The organism is Paenibacillus ehimensis NBRC 15659 (assembly GCF_004000785.1).
Classification (GTDB): domain Bacteria; phylum Bacillota; class Bacilli; order Paenibacillales; family NBRC-103111; genus Paenibacillus_G; species Paenibacillus_G ehimensis.
The window spans coordinates 25,559-44,918 of the sequence record NZ_BILX01000054.1; the positions used below are offsets into that span (position 1 = coordinate 25,559).

Below are 19,360 nucleotides of genomic sequence, written 5' to 3' on the forward strand. Positions count from 1 at the left end.
GCTGTTCAACAGACGGGAACCGTTATAATGTTATACTTGCGAATGAACCGGACACGGGTCCGGTTCGCTTGGTTTCCGAGGGAGGCGTAAGGCATTTGGAACACATGTGGAAAATGTGCGTGATCGACGATATCAAAACCGTAGTCAACGGGATTGTGAATCATATTCCGTGGGAGGAACACGGAATCCGCATCGCGGGTACGGCTTTCAACGGGGAGGACGGGATTGAACTGATCCGTTCGGCCAAGCCTCACCTGATCTTGTCCGACATCCGCATGCCGAAGCTCGACGGATTGGAAATGACCCGCGCCGTTGTGTCGCAAGGCGAGTTGACCAAAATCATTTTCTTTAGCGGATATTCCGACTTCGACTACGCCCAGCAGGCCATTCGCTTGGGCGCTTTCGACTTTATTCAGAAGCCGTTTACCCCTGCGCAGATTTTGGAGGTCGTGTTGAAAGCCAAGCAAGCGCTGGAGCTTGAGATGCTCCGGCACGAGCGGATGACGGAGATGGAAGGTCAAATCCGGGAAAGCATGCCCCTGCTCCGGCAGGAGTATTTCCGGCTGCTGCTTCGGTACCCGGCCAGTCCGCTCAGTGCCAGACAGCGCTGGGATTTCTTGCAGATCCCGATTGCCAAGCAGCATTTTACGGTGATGCTTGTTGAAATCGATCATTTCAAGGAACGGAGTCAGGCGCTTCCCGTCAGTGAGGTGGAGCTGATCCGGTTCACCATCCAAAATATTATGGAGGAAACGATCGCTGCCTTTACGACGGGACTTGTGTTCCGGGAGGACGTTCATCAATTCGCGGCCATTTTGAATCCGTCCCCCTCCGAAAAAGCGGAAATGATCGCCGAGAAATGCCGGGAGCATATTCATCGGTTCACGCAGCATACCGTCTCGATCGGATTAGGCGGCGAGGTCCGCGAGGTTCACGAGATTTCGCAGTCCTACCAACAGGCCGTGACGGCGCTTTCCTACAATTTTTATACGGGAGGCAACAGCGTCTACAGCTTCAGCAATGTGCCCCGGCAGAAAGGGCTGTCTCCGAGATACTCCGCGGAAAAGGAAAAGGAGCTGCTGTACTGTATCCGTTTGGGCAACGAGCAGAAGGCGCTGCAGTGTTTGGAGGACATATTCCGGGAAGGTCAGCCGGCCGGCGTTCCTCCGGAGCCCGGATCGATGAAGGCCGTGTACTACGAGCTGATCTTCTTGATGAACCGGGTCGTGGCCGAGAAAGTGCCTCCCGCCGAAATGGCCGAGCTGGAAGCCATGCTGCCGGAAATGAAACACGATACCTCCCTGACGCTAAAGGAACTGCAGCGCCAGGTGACGCAGCTGTGCCGGCTGGGGTGCGAAAAAATCCGCAGGCAGCAGAGCAGGGAGGCGAGCCAGCAGGTGGACCAGGTCATCGCATATATCCGCGGGCATCTGGACTTGAACCTCACGGTCGGGGAATACGCCAAGATGGTGTATTTGAGCACGAGCTACTTTTCCAACCTGTTCAAGAAGGTAACGGGGATGACGGTGACCCAGTTCGTCACGGCGGAGCGGATGGAACGGGCTAAGGAAATGCTTTCCCGGGGCATGCAGATTCAGGAGATTTCCTTGGCGCTGGGCTATGAGGACCGGCCTTATTTTACGGAGCTGTTCAAGCGGCACTGCGGCATGACGCCATCGGAATTCAGACAGCTGTACGGCAGTTCCAAATAAGCCTGGATATCGAGTTCCGGCCTTGTTCCACAGTTGCATTATCCCCTCAGGAAAGTGAGTTTCTCTCTCCTGCGCCAAGACCGCTTTCTCTTATAGTAAGAGGAAGAAGAGTCATAAGGGGAGGATGGCAAGTGACGAAAAGAAGGGTTTTCCATTCCTATGTATTCATCGCGCCGAGCTTGGTGCTGACGCTCGTTCTGGGAATATATCCCATTTTGTGGGCGTTTCGGTTTATGTTCTACGATTATCCCGGCTTCGGTGTTCCGAAGTTTATCGGCCTCGGCAACTTTGCCCGAGTGATGGAGGATTCCCAATTTTGGCTGTCGGTATACAATACGTTTCTGTATGCGGCCGGGAAAATCGTCGTCACCATCCCGCTGTCGCTTATTTTGGCCGTGATCCTGAACCGGGCGATGAAGGGAAGGCAGCTTCTCCGGGCGATCTACTTCATGCCGACAATCATCAGCGCATCGGTCATGTCCGTTGTGTTCGGCATTGTATTTAATTCGTTCAACGGCATATTGAACCAGTATTTGCTGAGGCTGGGATTCATATCGCAGCCGATCGAATGGCTGGGTCCCGATTATGCGATGACTACGGTCATTATCATTGCGATTTGGGGGGCGATCGGGAACTATATGATCCTGTTCATTGCCGGGCTGCAAAATATTTCGGACGATCTGTACGAAGCGGCCTCCATCGACGGCGCGAACACGGTTCAGAAATTTTGGTTCATCACCATCCCGATGCTCGGACCGATTCTGCAAATGGTCATGATGCTGATCATCACCGTCTCGCTCAAGGGCTACGAGAATATTATGGTGCTGACGGAAGGAGGGCCTTTCGGCAAAACGGAAGTGATGTTCCTGTACGTGTACAAGCTGTTCTTCCCGGTTTCCACGACGAATGCGAACGTACAGCAGATCGGCTACGGAAGCGCCGTAGGCTTCGTGACGGCCGTCATGGTCGGCTTGATCACGCTGGTTTATTTTGCGCTATCCCGCAGACTTAACAAACTGTACTAAACATTCGTTCACGGAAAGGGGAAAATACAAGTGAGCACAACGAAGCTGCAAGTCCGATTCTCCGCCTATGCTTCGCTTACGGTTCTATGGGCATTTCTGCTTGTTATGGCGGTAATTACGCTGTTTCCGGTTATCGTCGCGATTCTGGGCTCCTTCAAGACGAATCTGGAAGTGACCGCCGGCGCGACACTGTTCCCTAAGCAATGGTTGTTCTCCAACTACGCGGAAGCGTGGAGAAAAGCGAATTTCGCTTTGTTTACTTGGAACAGCGTGTTTGTCAGCGCGGCAACGACCGTCGGAACCCTGCTGGTCACCTCTATGGCGGCTTATGCGGTGGACCGGGGGCATTTTCCGGGGAAAAAGGCTTACGTCGCCCTGCAGGCGAGCACGATGTTTATCTCCATCGGAGCGGTCGTCCTTCGGCCGCAGTTTGATCTGATGGTCGCGCTTCACCTCAATCAATCGCTCTGGGGCGTCGTGCTGATTCTGATCAGCGCTCATGCCACTGCGTTTTTCATGCTGATCGGCTTTTTCAAGGGAATCCCCAAAGATCTGGACGAAGCGGCCTATATCGACGGCTGCAATTTTTACAGCGTGTATTGGCGCATTGTGCTTCCGCTGCTGAAACCGGCGATCGGCGTAACCGCGTTGTTTACATTCCGCAACGCATGGAACGAATACATTCTGCCGTTTGTGTTCACGATGAGCACGCCGAAGCTCCAGACCTTAACCGTCGGCTTGACGAATCTGAAATACGGTGTCGGCGCGGCGGCCGAATTGCAGCTGATGCTGGCCGGAGCCTGCATCTCCATTGTGCCTATGCTGGTCGTCTATATGTTCGCCAACAAATCGTTTATGCAGGTGACCGCCGGCTCGCTCAAAGGATAGCAGGCCCGCTCCGCACCGGACGACTCGAAAATAACTCTGGCCTGTGCTAGAGTTATTTTGGTTTAAGCAGATTGAGCAGACAGTGGAGGAAAGAGATGAACCGGTTCATTTATCGTTCGTCCTTGAAACAAAGAATGTGGATGGCCTGCATTTTGCTGACGGTCCTATGTATCGCGGCGACAGGCGTCATGTCGTATTACATCGCTTCGCGGGTGACGGAAAATAACGCTTTTCAGCTGAGCCAGAACACGTTGAACAAAGCCGTTCAGGTGCTTGATGAACGTCTAAGGCACATTGTCGTCTCTTCGTCGACGATTCTGATCAGCGAGCCGTTCAAGCAGATGATGCAGGATGCGGCCGTGCGGAATTCCGCGAACTATTACCAGCATTTATCCGCGCTGCAGGCCTTGTTTACTCAGATCAAATTAAACGAGTCGTCGATCGAATCAGTGCTGATCAGCACGCCGGTCGGGGAGTTTTATCCGACGAATGCGGTGCGGAATGCACAGGTGGCGTTCAACCGCACTTTCCTGTACGAGCTGCTCAAGGAGCGTGACAGCCCGTCCGTTTGGGTCGGAAGTCACGAGGATACGCTCTTTACCGGGCGCAGCCGCGTCCTCTCGCTGCTGCTCAAGCCGTATACGGAAAGCTCGGGCTCGGATGTCTATATCGTCATCAATATTAAGGAAGAAGCGATCAGGCAGGATGTCTACCAGGATTTTTACAGTCAGAGGATCGACTTTCTTCTGCTCGGAAGCGAAGGACAAGAGGCGGTGACTATGTCGCGGGCTTTCGGAGATTTAAACCGGCAATCCGGCTTCTTAAGCCAAATGGCCGACCGGAGAGCGGGACATTTCGAATACGAGCTGCGTCGGCCGTTCAAGTCTTCCTTGCTCGTCAACTACTCGCATCTGAAGCTGGTGGACGACTGGATTTTGGTCAGCCTGCAATCGAAGTCCGATCTTCTCAGCCAGATCACGTTAATCAAATGGTTGATTGTTCTGATCATGGGAGCTTGTGTCGTGCTCGCCTTTGTATTCTCCCATGTGCTGACCGCGCGGCTGCTCAAGCCGCTGTACAAGCTGCAAGGGCTTATGCACAAGGTGGAGCGCGATAATGCGCTGGAGGTCCGCTTCGAAAGCAAATTCGATGACGAAGTGACGCAGGTGGGCGACAGCTTTAACCGGATGCTGAAGCAGCTGGCCGCTTTGATCGAAGAGGTGAAAATGTCGGAGCAGGAAAAGCGCAAATCGGAAATCAAGGCGCTGCAGGCCCAGATCGACCCGCATTTTTTATATAATACGTTAAATACGATGCTGTGGAAGTCCGAGACCGCGGAGAAGCACGACGTCCGGGAGATGATTATGTCGCTTTCCAAGCTGTTTCAGCTCGGGTTGAATAACGGGAACGAGCTGACAACGCTGGACAAGGAATTGGAGCACGTGAGGCAGTATATGGAGATTCAGCAAAAATGCTATGAGGGTTTGTTTACTTATGCGATCGAGCTGGAGGATCCGGCACTGGCTAAGCTGCCTCTGATCAAGATCCTGCTTCAGCCCTTGGCGGAAAACAGCATTCTGCACGGCTTTGAGCATATGGAGCAGGGCGGATTCATTCGGATCGGCGTGGTGCGGGAGGGGAGCAGTCTTAAGCTGAGCGTGGAGGATAACGGGCGCGGCATGAATGCCGATGAGGTCTTCGGCGAGCTTGCGCAAAAAAGCGCCGAGCGGTCGTCCTATGCGCTGTCCAACATATACAGCCGGCTGCAGCTGTATTACGGCTCCGGGGCGTCCATGGAGCTGACGAGCGCCCCCGGGGAACGGACTGTCGTCACGCTGCGCATTCCGCTCGATGTAATAATAGCAGTTTCCTCCTCCATGGATAGTTGAATTGTCCTTCCTGAGACTGGGCAAAAGTGTTCTATAATACGAACAGAACGTAGAAACCGTTAATTCCATGGGGGAGGATTGCTGCAATGAACAAGAAAGTGTACATCCCGGCGGTAAGCGCGCTGCTGGCTTTATCGCTCGGCGCCTGCTCGGCTCAGCCGGAGAAGCCGTCCGCATCAAGCAGCGGAAATCAGGACGCGAAGAAAACCAAGCTGACGTATTGGACCAATGACCGTTCCGATGCGGACTATATTAAGCAAGTAATCGCCAAATTCAACGAAACGAACAAAGACAATCTGGAAGTCGAATTAAACGTGATGGCGGACAACTACGATCAATCCGTCGATATCGCGTTTGCAAGCAAGCAGGCGCCGGACATTCTGCGGGTCGATTTCAACAAAGTCGTTCCTTGGGTGAAGAAAGGCTATCTCGCTCCGCTGGACGCTTACCTGAGCGACGACATGAAGAAAAAATTCGCGAGCACGCTTGTCGAAGAAAAAAATATATACGAAGGCAAAATCTACAGCCTGCCGAACGTAGGGCAAATCTGGCGCCTTATCTATAATGTGGACCTGTTCGAGAAAGCCGGCATCAAGGAACCGCCCAAAACGCTGCAGGAATTGGTGGCCACGGCCAAGAAGCTGACCGAAGCGGGCAAGAGCACGGGCGCTTACGGCTTCGCAGGCAATTTCAAAAGCGCCACGGCGATCGATCGCGTCGCTTATCCGATCGCGTCGCTGAGCGGTACGGATGTCGTGGAGGGCTATAACCTGAAGACCGGCCAATACGACTTCGGCGCTTACAAGGAAATCGTACAAGCTTTGAGACAAATGAAGCAGGACGGCAGCATGATGCCGGGCGCCGAAGGGCTGGATATCGATCCGCTTCGCGCCCAGTTCGCCCAAGGCAAGATCGGTATGTACATTAACCATTCGTCCGAGCCTGCGGTCTACAAGAGCCAATTCCCCGCGCAAGTCAAATGGGCCGCAGCCCAAGTGCCGACGATCGACGGAACGGTGAAAGGGGCCGCCCTGGTTAACGGGGGCGCTTACTTGTCCATCAGCCAAGATTCCCAAAACAAGGACAAGGCTTGGAAGTTTCTGGAGTATATGTACAGCGATGAAGTGCAATCGGGCTACCAAGAGAACGGCTACGGCGTATCCATTCTGCCGCACGTTACGTCGACGGCGAAGAAAGCGAACATACCGGGGATTGAATATTTCAATCCGACGAAATACGACGCCATTTATCCCGCTGCCCCTACGTTTACGGTAGAAGGCAAGGTCGAAGGGATGAAGAAGTCGGACACGCTGACCAAATATTTGATGCAAGGCGGAGATTTGGATCAGGTGATCAACGATCTGAATACGCGTTACAACGCGGCGCTGGAGAAGGTAAGAGCGGCCGGAGACACGAAGTCGAAGGGGGATCCTGCCTTCGAGTCGGCCAAGCTGCAGGGAACGCTGGCGAAATAGGCTGATCAGACAGACAGCCCTTACAAATGAAGGCTTTCATTTGGAGGGCTGTCGTTTTCGCTTTTGAAGATTAGGACAGCCTCGGCTTTTTGAATAGGCTCATGCGCCTTCGCATTCGTCCACACGGCGCGCAGCGTTTTTTAATATGCTATGAAGGATGATGCTGATCCGCATGCATATTAAACCGTTGGAGGAGAGAAACGGTGAGGAAACCTTCGGTCGTTTTTCACGAAGAGCCGCTTGTAGCAAGCTACGGGCAGGCCGTATCCGTGCCGGAATGCAGACAGCTGATCGAGCTAGCCAGACATCAGCTGGAGCCTGCCAAGGTGATCGGGGAAAAGGAAGTCGTCGCCTCCGAATTCCGCAAATCGGATTTTGCCTGGTTTCGCCATGATTCGCATCCGCTCGTGCGGGAAGTGTGCGAGCGGCTCGCGGCCCTTGTGGGCCAGCCCCTTCATTACGCGGAACATCTGCAGATTGCAAGATACGGGGCCGGAGGCAGGTTCGGAGCGCATTTCGATACGTACGACCTGAACACGGTAGCCGGCAAACAGTTTTACGACGAAGGAGGCCAGCGTCTTTATACGGCGCTCCTGTATTTAAATACCGTCGAAGCCGGCGGGGAAACTTATTTTCCGGAGTTGAATCTGGACATCGCGCCTTCGGAGGGCAATTTGATCGTCTTCGAAAACTGCAAGCGAGGCACCAACGAGCGGCACCCGCTCTCTTTACACGGCTCCCGCGAGCTAAGGGAAGGGGAGAAATGGATCGCGACCTTATGGTTTCGGGAACGGCCGCAGTACGAGCCGCGTCAGGCGTCGCCCGATCCGCAAGAGGCCGCTCCGTCCGTTCCGGCGATGCTGCCCCCTGCGAAGGAGGAGCCGCAAGCGGAAGCCAGGAAGCTGCATGAGATTGTGGCCGCGCGCAAACAGGAGCAGTCCCGCCCGGGCGAGCCGGCGAAGCTGCAGGCCAAAGTCGTGGCGATGGGGGGCTCCGGGAAGCGGGAAATTCAAATGCGCGGCTTCCGGGTTACGACGGATGTTATAGCCGAAGCCGGAGAGCCGTATGCCTTGGGGCCAAGTCCGGCGGAGATGATGCTCGGCGCGCTGGGCAGCGGGATCGCTCAAGCCGCTTTGTCGCTGGCTGCCTCCCGGGAAATTACGCTGCACTATCTGGACGTTGAAGTAGCGGGCGAGCTGACCGCGGTTGACGCCTGGACTCCGGCGGCTCTTCGCAACATTACTTACAAGCTCAATATTTTGTCTCCGGACTCCACGGACGAGATTCTGAGGCTGCATAAAGCGGTTGAGAGGTCATGTTCCAGCCTGCATCTATTGACCGACCCGCAGCCGGTCAGCGGGAGCTTCGCTCATATCAAAACCGCCCAAAAACTATCATGAACGCTCATGATAGTTTTTTATTTGAACCAAAACTTGACACCTGCAGAACGTGTGGTGAATGATAGATAAAGAATTGATTCCAACACCCGGAGGGCTGCAAATCCCCCGACGCGAACGATAGGGAGTGGAATTCATGAAGCATTCCAAGCTTTATCACTCCAGGATTGTGCAACAGCAAAATAATACGTTTGTGGTGGAAGGAGCCGTTTATGTGCCGTTGGCGTCTGTAGAGCACACCGAGTTTTTTGGCTGGGGGCTGGCGGTCAGAACGGGGCTGCGCGGAAGTCCAAAGTAAGGCACGGACCTTTAAACGTTCAGCCGGGAAAGGCGCCAAATGCTGTCGCGTTCACGACTCCTTGGCGCCTTTCCTTATTTAATCGTCGCCCCTACGACCAAAATGCGGATTACTGCCAGTTTTTCACTTTGAATGTTTCGAATTTGGACGGTACGGCAACGTTCACGACCACTTTTCCGCCGCCGCCGTTAACGGCGCTGACATATTTGCCGTTGCTTAAAGCTTTGGCCTGAATCGCTTTTTCTTGAGGCGTGTTGACAACATAAGTGATGGCCACTTTCTGAGCCGTGCCGATCGAAGCGGCGTTTGCCACTACGGTGCCGTCGGCATTGAAGGAAACAAACTTGCCGTTGGTCCGGGATTTTAAGGCGAAATACTGCGCGTCCACCGGAATCAGATCAAATTTGCCCGCTTGGTCCGCCGAGCTGGCGTTGGCCGTTACGCTGCCGTCCCCATTCACTTTAATCCACGATCCATTGGCCGACTGAAAGCTGACGACAGGCGCCGCAGCCGCTTGATCGGCGGACGGGGCCGCGCTTGCGGCAAGCGAGAAGGATAACGCCATTACGATAGCGAACAGGAAAAGCGGAGCTTTTTTCAATAACATTTTCATATGATAACTCTCCTTTTTATTCGTTTGATTTAGTCTTCGCGCTTCGTGCCGTGCTCTTGGAGTTAAGGGTAAAAACCCGTCGTCCTCAGACGATCCTTGCGCGGAACAATCCGTGCCACCTCATTCACCTCCTTTTGATGTAAATTATTACAATATATGTTACTAAATCCAATGGTTAGAACTGTCAAAATGAAAAAGATTGCCAACCATCTGGCACGAAAGGCCGGAGAGCGGCAATCTTTTTATACGAGACGGGAGCGGATTTCCGAGAAGGCGGCTTTTCAGAGCAGCATGCGGATGCCCGCTATGACCATACACAAGCCCCCGTATACGACAATCCCTTTCAGAAAAGCAAAAAAATGAAACCGGTAATTTTTATAATCCTTCATTCCTTTTGTTCCCGGAATAACTAAAAAATCCGGTGTGATGAAGCAAAAAAATAAGCCAATCGACAACGATCAGATCCACCAAGCTGACGATGGCAAACACGAGAAACGGATGCAAAAAAGCATGGATAAAGGCGATCTCACCGTAGTGCAGCGTGGAAATAAACGGAGCGATAAGGAGAACCGCTGCAAACGGTATCCCGATCGCCCTGGTCAGCTTCGTTTCCTTCGACGATTTCGGGGGGACGGAAAGCCGAATGCTTTGGGGATAATCGTTTAACAGCAGCCGAGGGTTGTAAGCCAACATCCCCAGAACACCGAAGCAAAAAAATGCGGACAGCAGCATGCCTTCGATGAAAATTTGCGAAAAATTCAGCATAAGCGCCTACCTCCACAAGGATGGGTAACATGCAAAATTGAGGTTCGTGCCACGAGTATCAAGCCGTCGCCTGTAGCCATCGTATTATTTCGGGCAGCCGATTATTCCTGCGGAATGGGTTCACGACACCCAAGGGAAGAAATACAAAAAAAGTTTCCCTGTGTAAAAATAATTGGTTATGTACAAAAATGTTCCAATCGTGTAAACTTGGGGTGTACCCAACCATTGGAAAAAAAAGATCATCGAAAGGAGATTGTCGAATGGAACAATTTACTTTGCCGGAGCTGCCTTACGGATATGACGAGCTGGAGCCTTATCTGGATGCCAGAACGATGGAAATTCATCACAGCAAGCATCATGCAACCTATGTAGCGAATTTAAACAAAGCGCTGGAGAGCTATCCGCAGTTTAAGAATGCGACCGTTGAGGAGCTGATCAGCAATTTGAACGATGTGCCGGAGGATATTCGGATGGCCGTCCGGAACCACGGGGGCGGGCATTACGGTCATAGCCTGTATTGGTCCATTATGAGTCCTAACGGGGGCGGAGCTCCTTACGGAGATATTGCGAAGGGGATCGAAAAACATTTCGGCAGCTTCGAGCAGATGAAGGACGAATTGACGAAGGCGGCAATCAGCCGTTTCGGATCGGGCTGGGGATGGCTTGTTGTCGACGGAGACAAGCTGGAAGTGACCAGTACGCCGAACCAGGATACACCTTTCATGGAGAAGAAAACGCCGATTTTGGTCGTTGACGTGTGGGAGCATGCTTATTATTTGCAGTATCAGAACAAAAGACCGGACTTCGTGTCTTCCTGGTGGAACGTCGTCAACTGGGAAGAGGTCAACCGCCGATACAACGAGGCGATCCGTTAATTGCGGTCTTGGTCGAAACGGACTAGCCGCTTCCGCCGATTTGCGCAGACAGGAGGTCCGCACAGTGAAGCTTCAAGTAAATTCGAAGGATCTGGGGGGCATTTACGAGGCTTTAACCGGCCTCAGCCGGCTGTCATGCGAACAGGGGCTATCCCGGCAAACGTATTCGGTGCCCGCAGCGAGAGGCACGGTTCATTTAAACCGGATTCGCCTAAGAGAAGGCATGGAGATCAATTGGTTTGGATGCGAGCTTTCGAGAGCCTGTCACTCTGGACGTCGGAGTCGATTATCCGCACTTGGAAATCGCTTATACGCTGTCCGGCCAAGGCTGCTGGGAAACCGAAGGTAACGCCCGAAGCTACAGCTTATCCCCGGGCCTCTCTACGCTCGTTTACATCCAGGATAAGAAGCTGCACACGGAGCTTATGCCCAAAGACGATTTCCTGCATACGGAGCTTCGCATCGATCCCTTAAGCTTGGCTTCAAAGAGCTGTTCGGCACGACGGTATTCGGCTATGTGCGCGCGCTGCGAATAAACGAAGCGCACAGCCTGCTGGAGCAGGGAAAGGTCAATGTCAGCGAAGCGGCCGGGATGGTCGGCTATCATAATGTAAGCCATTTCTCCCTGTTGTTCCGCAAAACGTTCGGCTGCATCCCGAGCGAAGTGTGCAAATCTTAAAACGATGCAAGCGTAGCATTGCAGCCCGCCTCTATGGAGGATAGGCTGCTTTTTATTTTTGGTGCCGCCTGCGGCTCAAAATTGTGAGTATTAACACACTTATGGAAAAATTACTAAAAATATCTAAAAATCTCAATCGCTTTGTCCGATATACAATGAAAAGTGTAATCTGGAATGAATTTGCAGAAAATCAAAGATTCCGCGGATCATGGAGACGGAACGGAAGGCAGGATGAACGATGGAGCATATGGACGAGCAGTGGCTGGAGCTGATAAGCAAGCAGGAGCAGGAAGAACGCCAGAAGGCGCTGAAGTCGGCATTGACGGCAGAGAATGTCAGCCGGGCGGTTCAAGCGGGCGAGCTTGTGCTGGGCGACGAGACGATCAAGTTTTCCCGAATGGAAGTGGTGCCCGGACAAGTGTTCATGTTTGTACCGGATTCCTTCGAGCCGATGCCGGAGGATTACGCCAGGATCAAATATCCGGCCGACCGTCGGCCGAAGCTGATCTATACCGACTCGACGCTGGAGATTAACCTGACTGTCAATCCGACACCTAACCGGATGGTAAACGACGAAATGGAAACGTTCGTCAAGGATCTCAGCTTCATGATCCGGCGGATGCAGCCGAATGCCAAATGGCACGGCGAAGGCGTCCGCGAGGTCGGCGGCCGCAAGATGGGCTTTTACGAATTTTCCGTGCCGGTGCTGGACGGGGTCATGTATAACGGCATCTTTTTCATTGAGCTGGATGGAAAAGGCGTCTTTTTTGGCTTGAACTGCATGGAGAAATATATGGAGCAGTGGCGCCCGATCGCTCACGGCATCATGGACGCCCTGCAAATCAATCCGAAGCGGGAAGGAGAGGAATAAAGGGTGGCAGAACGGTCTTATGCGACTTATCAGGATCTGGAAGTTACGCCTTTTACGTTCGAATCGATCCAAGAGCTGGCGATCGTCAAGCAAATCAACGAGCATGCCACGCTTCGCTTGACGGGCATCGTCCCGGAAGAGCTGAAAGCCAGCTACATGGAAATGAGCCATGCCCGGATGAATATCGCCGTTACCCAAAAGACCGAGCAGGGCGGGAAAATCCACCTGTTTCAGGGCATGATTATGAGCATGCAAATCCATCAGGTGCGGGACGTTTACCAGCTGGAGCTGGAAGCCGTGTCGCTGTCGTATCAGTTCGATGTGACGCGGAAGGACCGCACGTTTCAGGACGCCGGAATGGCCTATTCGCAGCTGGTGGACCAGGTTGTACAGGACTATGACGGCGCGGACGTGATGGATGCAGCCTCGAACGGCGCTGCGATCGGCCGTGTTGTACTGCAGTACCGGGAGACGGACTGGGAACTGCTGAAACGGCTAGCCTCCCACTTCCACACCGGGCTGGTGCCTGCCGTCGCCTTCGATACCCCCAGAGTCCACTTCGGCGTTCCGGACCTTGGCTTTAAAGGGGAAGTGAACGCTTATCATTATCGCGTGCACAAACGGATGGAGCTGTATCAGGAGTCGGTGCGGGGGCTTGTGCCGGAGTTAAGCGAGAGCGATTGCATCTTTTATGAAGTGGAAACCGATCAAGTGTTCGAGATTGGGATGGAAGTGACGTTTGATCGCCAGCGGCTCGTCGTCTATGAGGTTCGGGTAAGCATGCTTGACGGGCTTCTGAAATATACGTACCTTCTGGCGACGCGTCAGGGCTTGAGCCGGCGGAAGCAGTACAACATGGCCATTGTCGGGGCGTCGCTGCAAGGGAAAGTGATTGCGGTGACCAAAGACAAAATCAAAGCGCATTTGAACATCGATCCGGCGCAGGACGCGGGCAAAGCGTTCTGGTTTCCTTATTCGACGATCTATGCTTCGGAAGACAATGCCGGCTGGTACTGCATGCCCGAGAACGGAGACGATGTGCGAATTTATTTTCCGACGCACAAGGAGGAGGACGCGATTGCGGTCAGCTCCGTGCCGAAGCCGAAGTCCGAAGCCGGAGCAGCAGGCGGCAGCGGAAGCGATCCGATGGAAGACCCGAGCATCAAAACGATCAAGACCAAAAACGGCAAAATGATCGTGCTGGCCCCCGACCACATTCTCATCACGGGCGACGGCGTGTCGATCACGCTTAGCGATGCAGACGGCATCTCGATTGTCAGCAGCAAAAACGTGACGCTAAAAGCGGCCGAGGAAGTGACGATGACCTCGAAAAAAATAACGATTTCCGCCCAGGAAAAAATCGAGTTAACCTGCAAGGCCAGCTCCGTCGTGCTGGAGGACCGCGTCGATGTGAAAGGCACTCAGGTTCATAACAACTAACGAAGCGCACGCTTGCGCGAGCGGACAAACGCCGGGGAGGAGAAACCATTGCAGCAGGAACCGTTAGAACGATGGCTGACGCAGGAGGTTGCGCCGCAGCGGGAGGCATTGATTGGACGCATGGGTGCGGAGGTCCGGGAGCAGGCCGAGGCGCGCATTCGGGAGTGGATCGAGCCGTTCCGCAAGCTCTGCCTCCGCATTCATGCGATGCAAGAGGCCGGTGACAAACGTCCCATCGCCTACATCCACGTCTCATATTTGCGCTCGTGGCTTGGACAAGGAAAGCTCATGTGCAGTCTGGAAGCATACGACGATACTTGGTATCTGGACCGGGCGGCTTGCATGGAGCTGCACGAGCTGCCTTGGCTGTATGATCATTTGGAAAGGTACCGGAAAAAAATAGACGAGGCGCGCAAAAGCTACGGCGCCGACATTTTGCCCTTGGAATGCGACCGCGTCTGGATGGAAGATGTCTCTATCGCCGGCCATTATGTCGTCAGCCTTGTCCGGGCGGCCGCTTCGCGCCTTGTGGAGCTGCCGGAGTTTCAGCGAATCGAGCGGGCCGCTACGTTCCGCATACGCGCGGGCGAGTACCTTGATCTGAGCGAGGACGTATGGGTAGAAGTACGCGAGGAGAAGGATGCGGCAGCGATCCGCGCTTCGCTGGAGCGGCAGGACGGCACGCTTTTCCGCTATCAGGACTGGCGTAAGCTTGATTTGAGCGGCGGCCGCTACGAAGGAGCCGATGTGGCTTACAGCCACCTGACCGGCTCGAATCTGACGGGAAGCCGCTTGAACAAAAGCGTCTGCTTAGGGGTTGATTTTAGCGGCAGCCGCATGCAGGACGTCGATCTGAGCCAAAGCGTGCTGTATGACGCCAACTTCAGCCATTGCGACCTGCAGGGGGCGAATTTTCAGGAAGCCGTCGGCGGCGAGCCGCTTATTCATGAAGGGCAGGTCATGGGCACCTTCGGCGTCAGCTTTGCCGGAGCGAATTTGCAGGGAGCCAACCTGATGTTTGCGGACTTGGAGCGCGCGGACTTTCAAGGAGCCGATCTGCGTGGAGCCAAGATCATCCTGCAGGAGGCGGCCAAGTTTGCGCTGAGCGAGGAGCAGAAACGGCAGGTGCGCTGGATGGAAGAAGACGAAACGGGGCGGCTGGTGGAGGTTCGCAGCTAGACCCGGGCGGGGGAGGAAAGAACGGGCACATGTACTATTTTCGTTTGCAGCAGGACAAACGGTTCATCGACGGCTTGCGGCTAGAGCAAGTCAGCCGGGATATGGAGATGAAGGAGCGGAACATTGTTTTTGTGAAAGAGGACGGGGACAAGCCGGTTTACCTCGACTTCATCGACTATCCGCGGCTGCTCGTCTCGGACCGGCTGAAGGCGCTGCTTGAGAAGTACGACGACCGGCTGCGGTTTCAATCGGCTATCGTGACCGGACGCAGCACGCAGCGTCAAGACATCTATTGGTTTATGGAGCCGGGCGAGCTGGATTGTTTATCCGCGAGGACGCAGGTGGATGCCGGCGGGACCTGCCGACGCTTGGTGCTGGCGGCCCCCAAAGTGCGGCGGGAGCGCATTTTTCGCGTGGTGGGCTTGCAGGAGGATATGCTGATCGTCCGGCTGGATATCGCGGAAAGCTTGCTCAGACGGGCGTTTACGGGGCTTCATTTGACCCCGGTGGAGTTGGATTAGGAAATGGCTTTGCTAAAGCAAAGCCCAGTAACGCTTACGAAGTAGGCTTTGCAATAGCAAAGCCCTGTAACGCTTACGAAGATGGCTTTGCTAAAGCAAAGCCCTGAGGAGGGAAACAAATGCCTAGTGTCATATCGTTCAGAAAGCCCGCCGGGCCTACCGTAGAAGCGCCGGCGGGGCAGGAAGCCAGCTATGTCGTAAGAGGAGCGATACTGGAGTGCGAGTGCGGCAGCAATCCGAATCTGCTCAATCTGCCCACGTGCCATGGCGCATATATTCAAGGGCAGCCGCTCATGAATGTCGCGGACAGCAAGCCCATCGTCAATATACCGGCCACCTTCGGAGTATGCGAAGCGCTGGATGCGCCGTGCGAGCCGCAGGTGAACATGGAGTGGATGAACGGGAAAGCGGACGTGCTCATCGACGGCAAGCCCGTGTTAACCAGCGACTCCTACATCATGTGCATGAAGCATGCAAGCGGGGTCATCTATATCGCCGACGACGGGCAGAAGAAAGAATAGCTTCGGCAGCGGCAGTCGGGTTTATGAGCCTTAGGCCATCTTTTACTTCGCAATAGATTTGAGGGGGATGGACGTGTCAAACAACGAATCGGATCGCCTGTCGGGCTTGACCGTACAGGACCTAGTGCTGAAATGGCCGTACGGAAAGCTGCGGCTTGAAAATATAAAAATGACGCGGTTTCCCGGAGCCCATGCCCGCATGCAGCTTGGGGGCATCATGAGCGAGGAAGACAGCCAGGCATTGGTGCGGCAAGGCAGTCACCGCGACACTATCGGCCTGTATGCGGCTCGCGAAGGGCAGCCGGAGGTGCCGTTGTTCCTCGGGCAGCTGCATGAAATCCAAGTTGACCGCATCCATGGCGTATACAACGTCCAAGTGGACGTCATCTCGCATACGTACCAGCTGGACGTGCAGCGCAAAAGCCGCTCCTTCCAGCATGCGGGCATGCTTTATACGGATGTGCTGTCCGAAGTCATCCACGCGTATCCGGGCGGAAACTTTCTGGAAACCGACGCGTTCCAGCGCGGAGCATCGCTCGGCGATCTGGTGCTCCAATACGAGGAGACGGATTGGGAGTTTATTCAACGGATCGCCTCCCATGCGGGCGCGGTGGTGACGCCGGACGTGAGCACGCATGCCCCGCGCCTGTGGATCGGCACGCCGTCGGGCAAGCAGCATGTGAAGCTGGAAGAAGGCGCCTACCGCATCCGGCATGACGTGCAGTCGTTTCTGACCGCGGTGGAAACGAAGGTCGAGCGGTTCCAGGAGGAAGATTTTACGCGTTTTATTGTCGCAAAAGACCAGTGGCTGGAGCTCGGAGCGGAGGTAGAGAGAAACGGCCGTCTGTTTGTCGTTGCGGGCATTCAGGGAGCGCTGGTCCACGGCATCCTGCAGTTCGAATACTTGTGCACCACCCCGGCAGGGCTGCGGCAAAACAAGCGGTATAACGAGAACCTGCCCGGGCTGGCGATGGACGGCAAAATTTTAGCCATCGGCGTCAAGAAGGCGAAGGTGCATCTGGATATCGACAAAATCCAGCCGGAGCACGAAGCGGTCTGGTTCCCGTACTCGTCGCCGACAAGCCATATTTTCCATGCCATGCCGCCGGTCGGATCGCGGATCAAGCTGTATTTTCCAACTCACGACGAAGCGGAAGCGATGCTGATTCAGTCCGTGCGGACGCCGTTTTCCCCGCAGGGCGAGGCGGCGGAGAAGGCGAATAAGAAAATGGCCGACACGACCGTGAAGTCGTTTTCCACGGGCGGAGGCAAGGAATTCGAGCTGGGGACGAAAGATATTTCATTTACGGCGAAGGAAGGCGCGCTGTTTATCAATATCGGCGAAGAAGACGGAATTACCCTGCAAAGCGATAAAGACCTCGTGCTGATGGCCGAGCAGGAGCTGTCGTTCAGCGAGCTGAAAACGTTCCGGGCCGAGGCGCAAGAAGAGCTGTGGATCGCGGGAGGCAAAAGCAGCATGATGCTGACCGACATGACCGACGTGATGGGTCAGCAGGTCATGATGACGGGCAGCGAGCGGCAGTCGTTCGAGCCGCTCAGCAACCCGGAAGCGGAACAGGCCAAGAGCGACAAGGAGAAGGACAGCTTTTTGGAAAAGCTGGGAACGGCGCTGGATGTGCTCAGCATGGTTCCGGGCCTTGGCATTATCGCGGGGGCGGCGAGCGCGGTCGTGAGTATTTGCCGTGGAGATTTCCTCGGCGCGGCCTTGTCCATCGGCTCGATGCTGCCGATCGGAGGCGCGGCGTTCGGGGCAGCGAAGCTGGCGGCGAAAGGCGTAGCGAAGGTCGCGGCCAAAGCGGCGGCGAAGGCAGGCGGCAAGATGGGCGCGAAAATCGGCCGGGCAGCGGCGAAGAAGGCGGTCCAGTTCGGGAAGAACACGCTGAACAAGGTGATGACCGGAGCCCGGAAGCTGAAGCAGAAGGCCGAGGAGCTGCGGGAGCTGCTGCAGAAGAAGCTGCAGGACATGCAGCAGAAGCTGGCGGAGAAGGGGAAAGCGCTGCTCCAGAAAGCGCTGGAGAAATCCGGGGCGAAGAAGGCGCTGACCAAGTTCAACCATAAGGTATTGAAGAATTTCAAGAGCACCCAAGGACTCAGTGACCGCTTCTGTAAATGGGGCTTTGAGCCGGTTGATTTGATCACCGGACGGATGATGAGCGAAGCGACAGACTTCGCCTTTCCGGGTCCGCTGCCGCTCCAATGGGATCGGCGCTGGATCAGCGACAGCGGCCATCGGGGATTGCTCGGTCATGGGGTGCATCACAGTCTGGATATGCGGCTGGAGGTGCTGGATGACTGCATCGGTGTACTGCTCGCAGATGGACGGGCGGTTTCGTTCGAGCGCTTGCACCGGGGACGGATGGAAACGCGAAACCCGAAGGAACGGATGGTTTTGCGCCGGGAAGGTATCGGGTATGCACTATTCGAGGAAGACAGCCGTCTGACGTATCATTTTGGAAAACAGACAGGGATGGAAACGAGATTTCGTCTGGAACGGATCGTGCGGGAATGGGGACATTCCATCGTGCTCTCGTACGATGACCGTGGCTATTTACAGCAGATAACCGATAGTGTGGGCCGGAGACTGGATATCCAGACGGACGAAGCCGGACGCATCACAAAAGTGACCCATGTGTACCGCGGAGAGCAGCGCGAGGTGCTGGTGCAGTACGGCTATAACGAGGCAGGGGACCTTATTGCGGTAACGGATGCGTTGGGACAGACGACCCGCATGTCCTATGAAGGTCACCTGATGCTCCAAAAGACGGACCGTAACGGGTACAGCTTCCACTGGCGTTATGACGGCCCGACAACCGGGGCTCGCTGCGTTCATACGTACGGGGACGACGGGCTGCTGGAAGGGCGTATCGCGTATCACGACGGCTTGAACGAAGTGAGCAACAGTCAGGGACATACGACGACGTATGAATACACCCCGGAGTATTATTGCACCCGGATCGTCGACCCGCTGGGCGGCGTTGTGCAGTATGAGTACAACGAACTGGGCGAGCTGCTGAGCGAAACGGACGAGGAAGGTCGGATTACGCGGTATGCGTACGACGGGTTCGGGCGGATCGTCGAGGAAGTGCAGCCGGATGGGGGCGTATGGAAGTATACGTACCGTGAAGACGGAAGATTGGAGCGGGTGACCGACCCGGAAGGCGGCATTCGGGCATGGCAGTATGATGAGCTTG

General features: G+C 54.9%; 18 protein-coding genes. 16 read left to right on the forward strand and 2 right to left on the reverse strand.

Annotation, left to right across the window (positions count from 1 at the left end; all coding sequences use genetic code 11):
• Positions 1-104 precede the first annotated feature (104 nt).
• From PEH01S_RS24355 to PEH01S_RS34760, 7 genes are all read left to right on the forward strand, one after another.
• The gene (locus PEH01S_RS24355) at positions 105-1,712 is read left to right on the forward strand and encodes a helix-turn-helix domain-containing protein (protein WP_036714340.1); all 1,608 of its coding nucleotides are present in this window, start codon (positions 105-107) and stop codon (positions 1,710-1,712) included.
• 131 nt (positions 1,713-1,843) lie between these two features.
• A complete protein-coding gene (locus tag PEH01S_RS24360; RefSeq protein ID WP_246063055.1) occupies positions 1,844-2,737 on the forward strand; it encodes a carbohydrate ABC transporter permease in 894 nt (297 codons plus the stop codon).
• A gap of 105 nt (positions 2,738-2,842) precedes the next feature.
• Positions 2,843-3,625, forward strand: a complete 783-nt coding sequence (locus PEH01S_RS24365) for a carbohydrate ABC transporter permease (protein WP_051570472.1) — start codon at positions 2,843-2,845, stop codon at positions 3,623-3,625.
• A 95-nt stretch (positions 3,626-3,720) separates the two neighbouring features.
• Positions 3,721-5,514: a sensor histidine kinase gene (locus tag PEH01S_RS24370; RefSeq protein WP_127488570.1), complete on the forward strand. Its 1,794-nt coding sequence runs from the start codon at positions 3,721-3,723 to the stop codon at positions 5,512-5,514.
• Positions 5,515-5,600: 86 nt separating this feature from the next.
• On the forward strand, positions 5,601-6,989 hold the full coding sequence (locus tag PEH01S_RS24375; RefSeq protein ID WP_127488572.1) for an ABC transporter substrate-binding protein: 1,389 nt from the start codon (positions 5,601-5,603) through the stop codon (positions 6,987-6,989).
• A gap of 203 nt (positions 6,990-7,192) precedes the next feature.
• The gene (locus tag PEH01S_RS24380) at positions 7,193-8,389 is read left to right on the forward strand and encodes a 2OG-Fe(II) oxygenase (RefSeq protein WP_127488574.1); all 1,197 of its coding nucleotides are present in this window, start codon (positions 7,193-7,195) and stop codon (positions 8,387-8,389) included.
• 133 nt (positions 8,390-8,522) lie between these two features.
• Entirely contained in the window at positions 8,523-8,684 is a 162-nt protein-coding gene (locus tag PEH01S_RS34760; RefSeq protein WP_164828030.1) for a hypothetical protein, read from the forward strand.
• 109 nt (positions 8,685-8,793) lie between these two features.
• On the opposite strand, the gene PEH01S_RS24385 is transcribed toward PEH01S_RS34760, so the two are convergent.
• Positions 8,794-9,297: a fascin domain-containing protein gene (locus PEH01S_RS24385; RefSeq protein WP_025850388.1), complete on the reverse strand. Its 504-nt coding sequence runs from the start codon at positions 9,295-9,297 to the stop codon at positions 8,794-8,796.
• A 375-nt stretch (positions 9,298-9,672) separates the two neighbouring features.
• Positions 9,673-10,062, reverse strand: a complete 390-nt coding sequence (locus tag PEH01S_RS24390) for a hypothetical protein (protein ID WP_127488576.1) — start codon at positions 10,060-10,062, stop codon at positions 9,673-9,675.
• Positions 10,063-10,322: 260 nt separating this feature from the next.
• On the opposite strand from PEH01S_RS24390, the gene PEH01S_RS24395 reads away from it, so the two are divergent.
• The 9 genes from PEH01S_RS24395 to PEH01S_RS24435 all read left to right on the forward strand — a co-directional run.
• A complete protein-coding gene (locus tag PEH01S_RS24395) occupies positions 10,323-10,937 on the forward strand; it encodes a superoxide dismutase (protein WP_025850386.1) in 615 nt (204 codons plus the stop codon).
• Between the two features lie 239 nt (positions 10,938-11,176).
• Positions 11,177-11,473: a hypothetical protein gene (locus tag PEH01S_RS24400; protein WP_127488578.1), complete on the forward strand. Its 297-nt coding sequence runs from the start codon at positions 11,177-11,179 to the stop codon at positions 11,471-11,473.
• Positions 11,428-11,616, forward strand: coding sequence for a helix-turn-helix transcriptional regulator (locus PEH01S_RS24405; protein ID WP_127488580.1), 189 nt, complete (start codon positions 11,428-11,430; stop codon positions 11,614-11,616). The genes PEH01S_RS24400 and PEH01S_RS24405 overlap by 46 nt, the downstream gene beginning before the upstream one ends.
• A 238-nt stretch (positions 11,617-11,854) precedes the next feature.
• A complete protein-coding gene (locus tag PEH01S_RS24410; protein WP_127488582.1) occupies positions 11,855-12,487 on the forward strand; it encodes a hypothetical protein in 633 nt (210 codons plus the stop codon).
• 3 nt (positions 12,488-12,490) lie between these two features.
• Positions 12,491-13,927, forward strand: coding sequence for a hypothetical protein (locus tag PEH01S_RS24415; RefSeq protein ID WP_127488584.1), 1,437 nt, complete (start codon positions 12,491-12,493; stop codon positions 13,925-13,927).
• Between the two features lie 48 nt (positions 13,928-13,975).
• Positions 13,976-15,106: a pentapeptide repeat-containing protein gene (locus PEH01S_RS24420; protein ID WP_127488586.1), complete on the forward strand. Its 1,131-nt coding sequence runs from the start codon at positions 13,976-13,978 to the stop codon at positions 15,104-15,106.
• A gap of 29 nt (positions 15,107-15,135) precedes the next feature.
• On the forward strand, positions 15,136-15,627 hold the full coding sequence (locus tag PEH01S_RS24425) for an imm11 family protein (protein ID WP_127488588.1): 492 nt from the start codon (positions 15,136-15,138) through the stop codon (positions 15,625-15,627).
• Positions 15,628-15,746: 119 nt separating this feature from the next.
• Positions 15,747-16,148: a DUF4280 domain-containing protein gene (locus tag PEH01S_RS24430; RefSeq protein ID WP_127488590.1), complete on the forward strand. Its 402-nt coding sequence runs from the start codon at positions 15,747-15,749 to the stop codon at positions 16,146-16,148.
• Between the two features lie 73 nt (positions 16,149-16,221).
• A partial coding sequence (locus tag PEH01S_RS24435; protein WP_246063056.1) for a DUF6531 domain-containing protein occupies positions 16,222-19,360 on the forward strand: 3,139 nt, incomplete at its 3' end.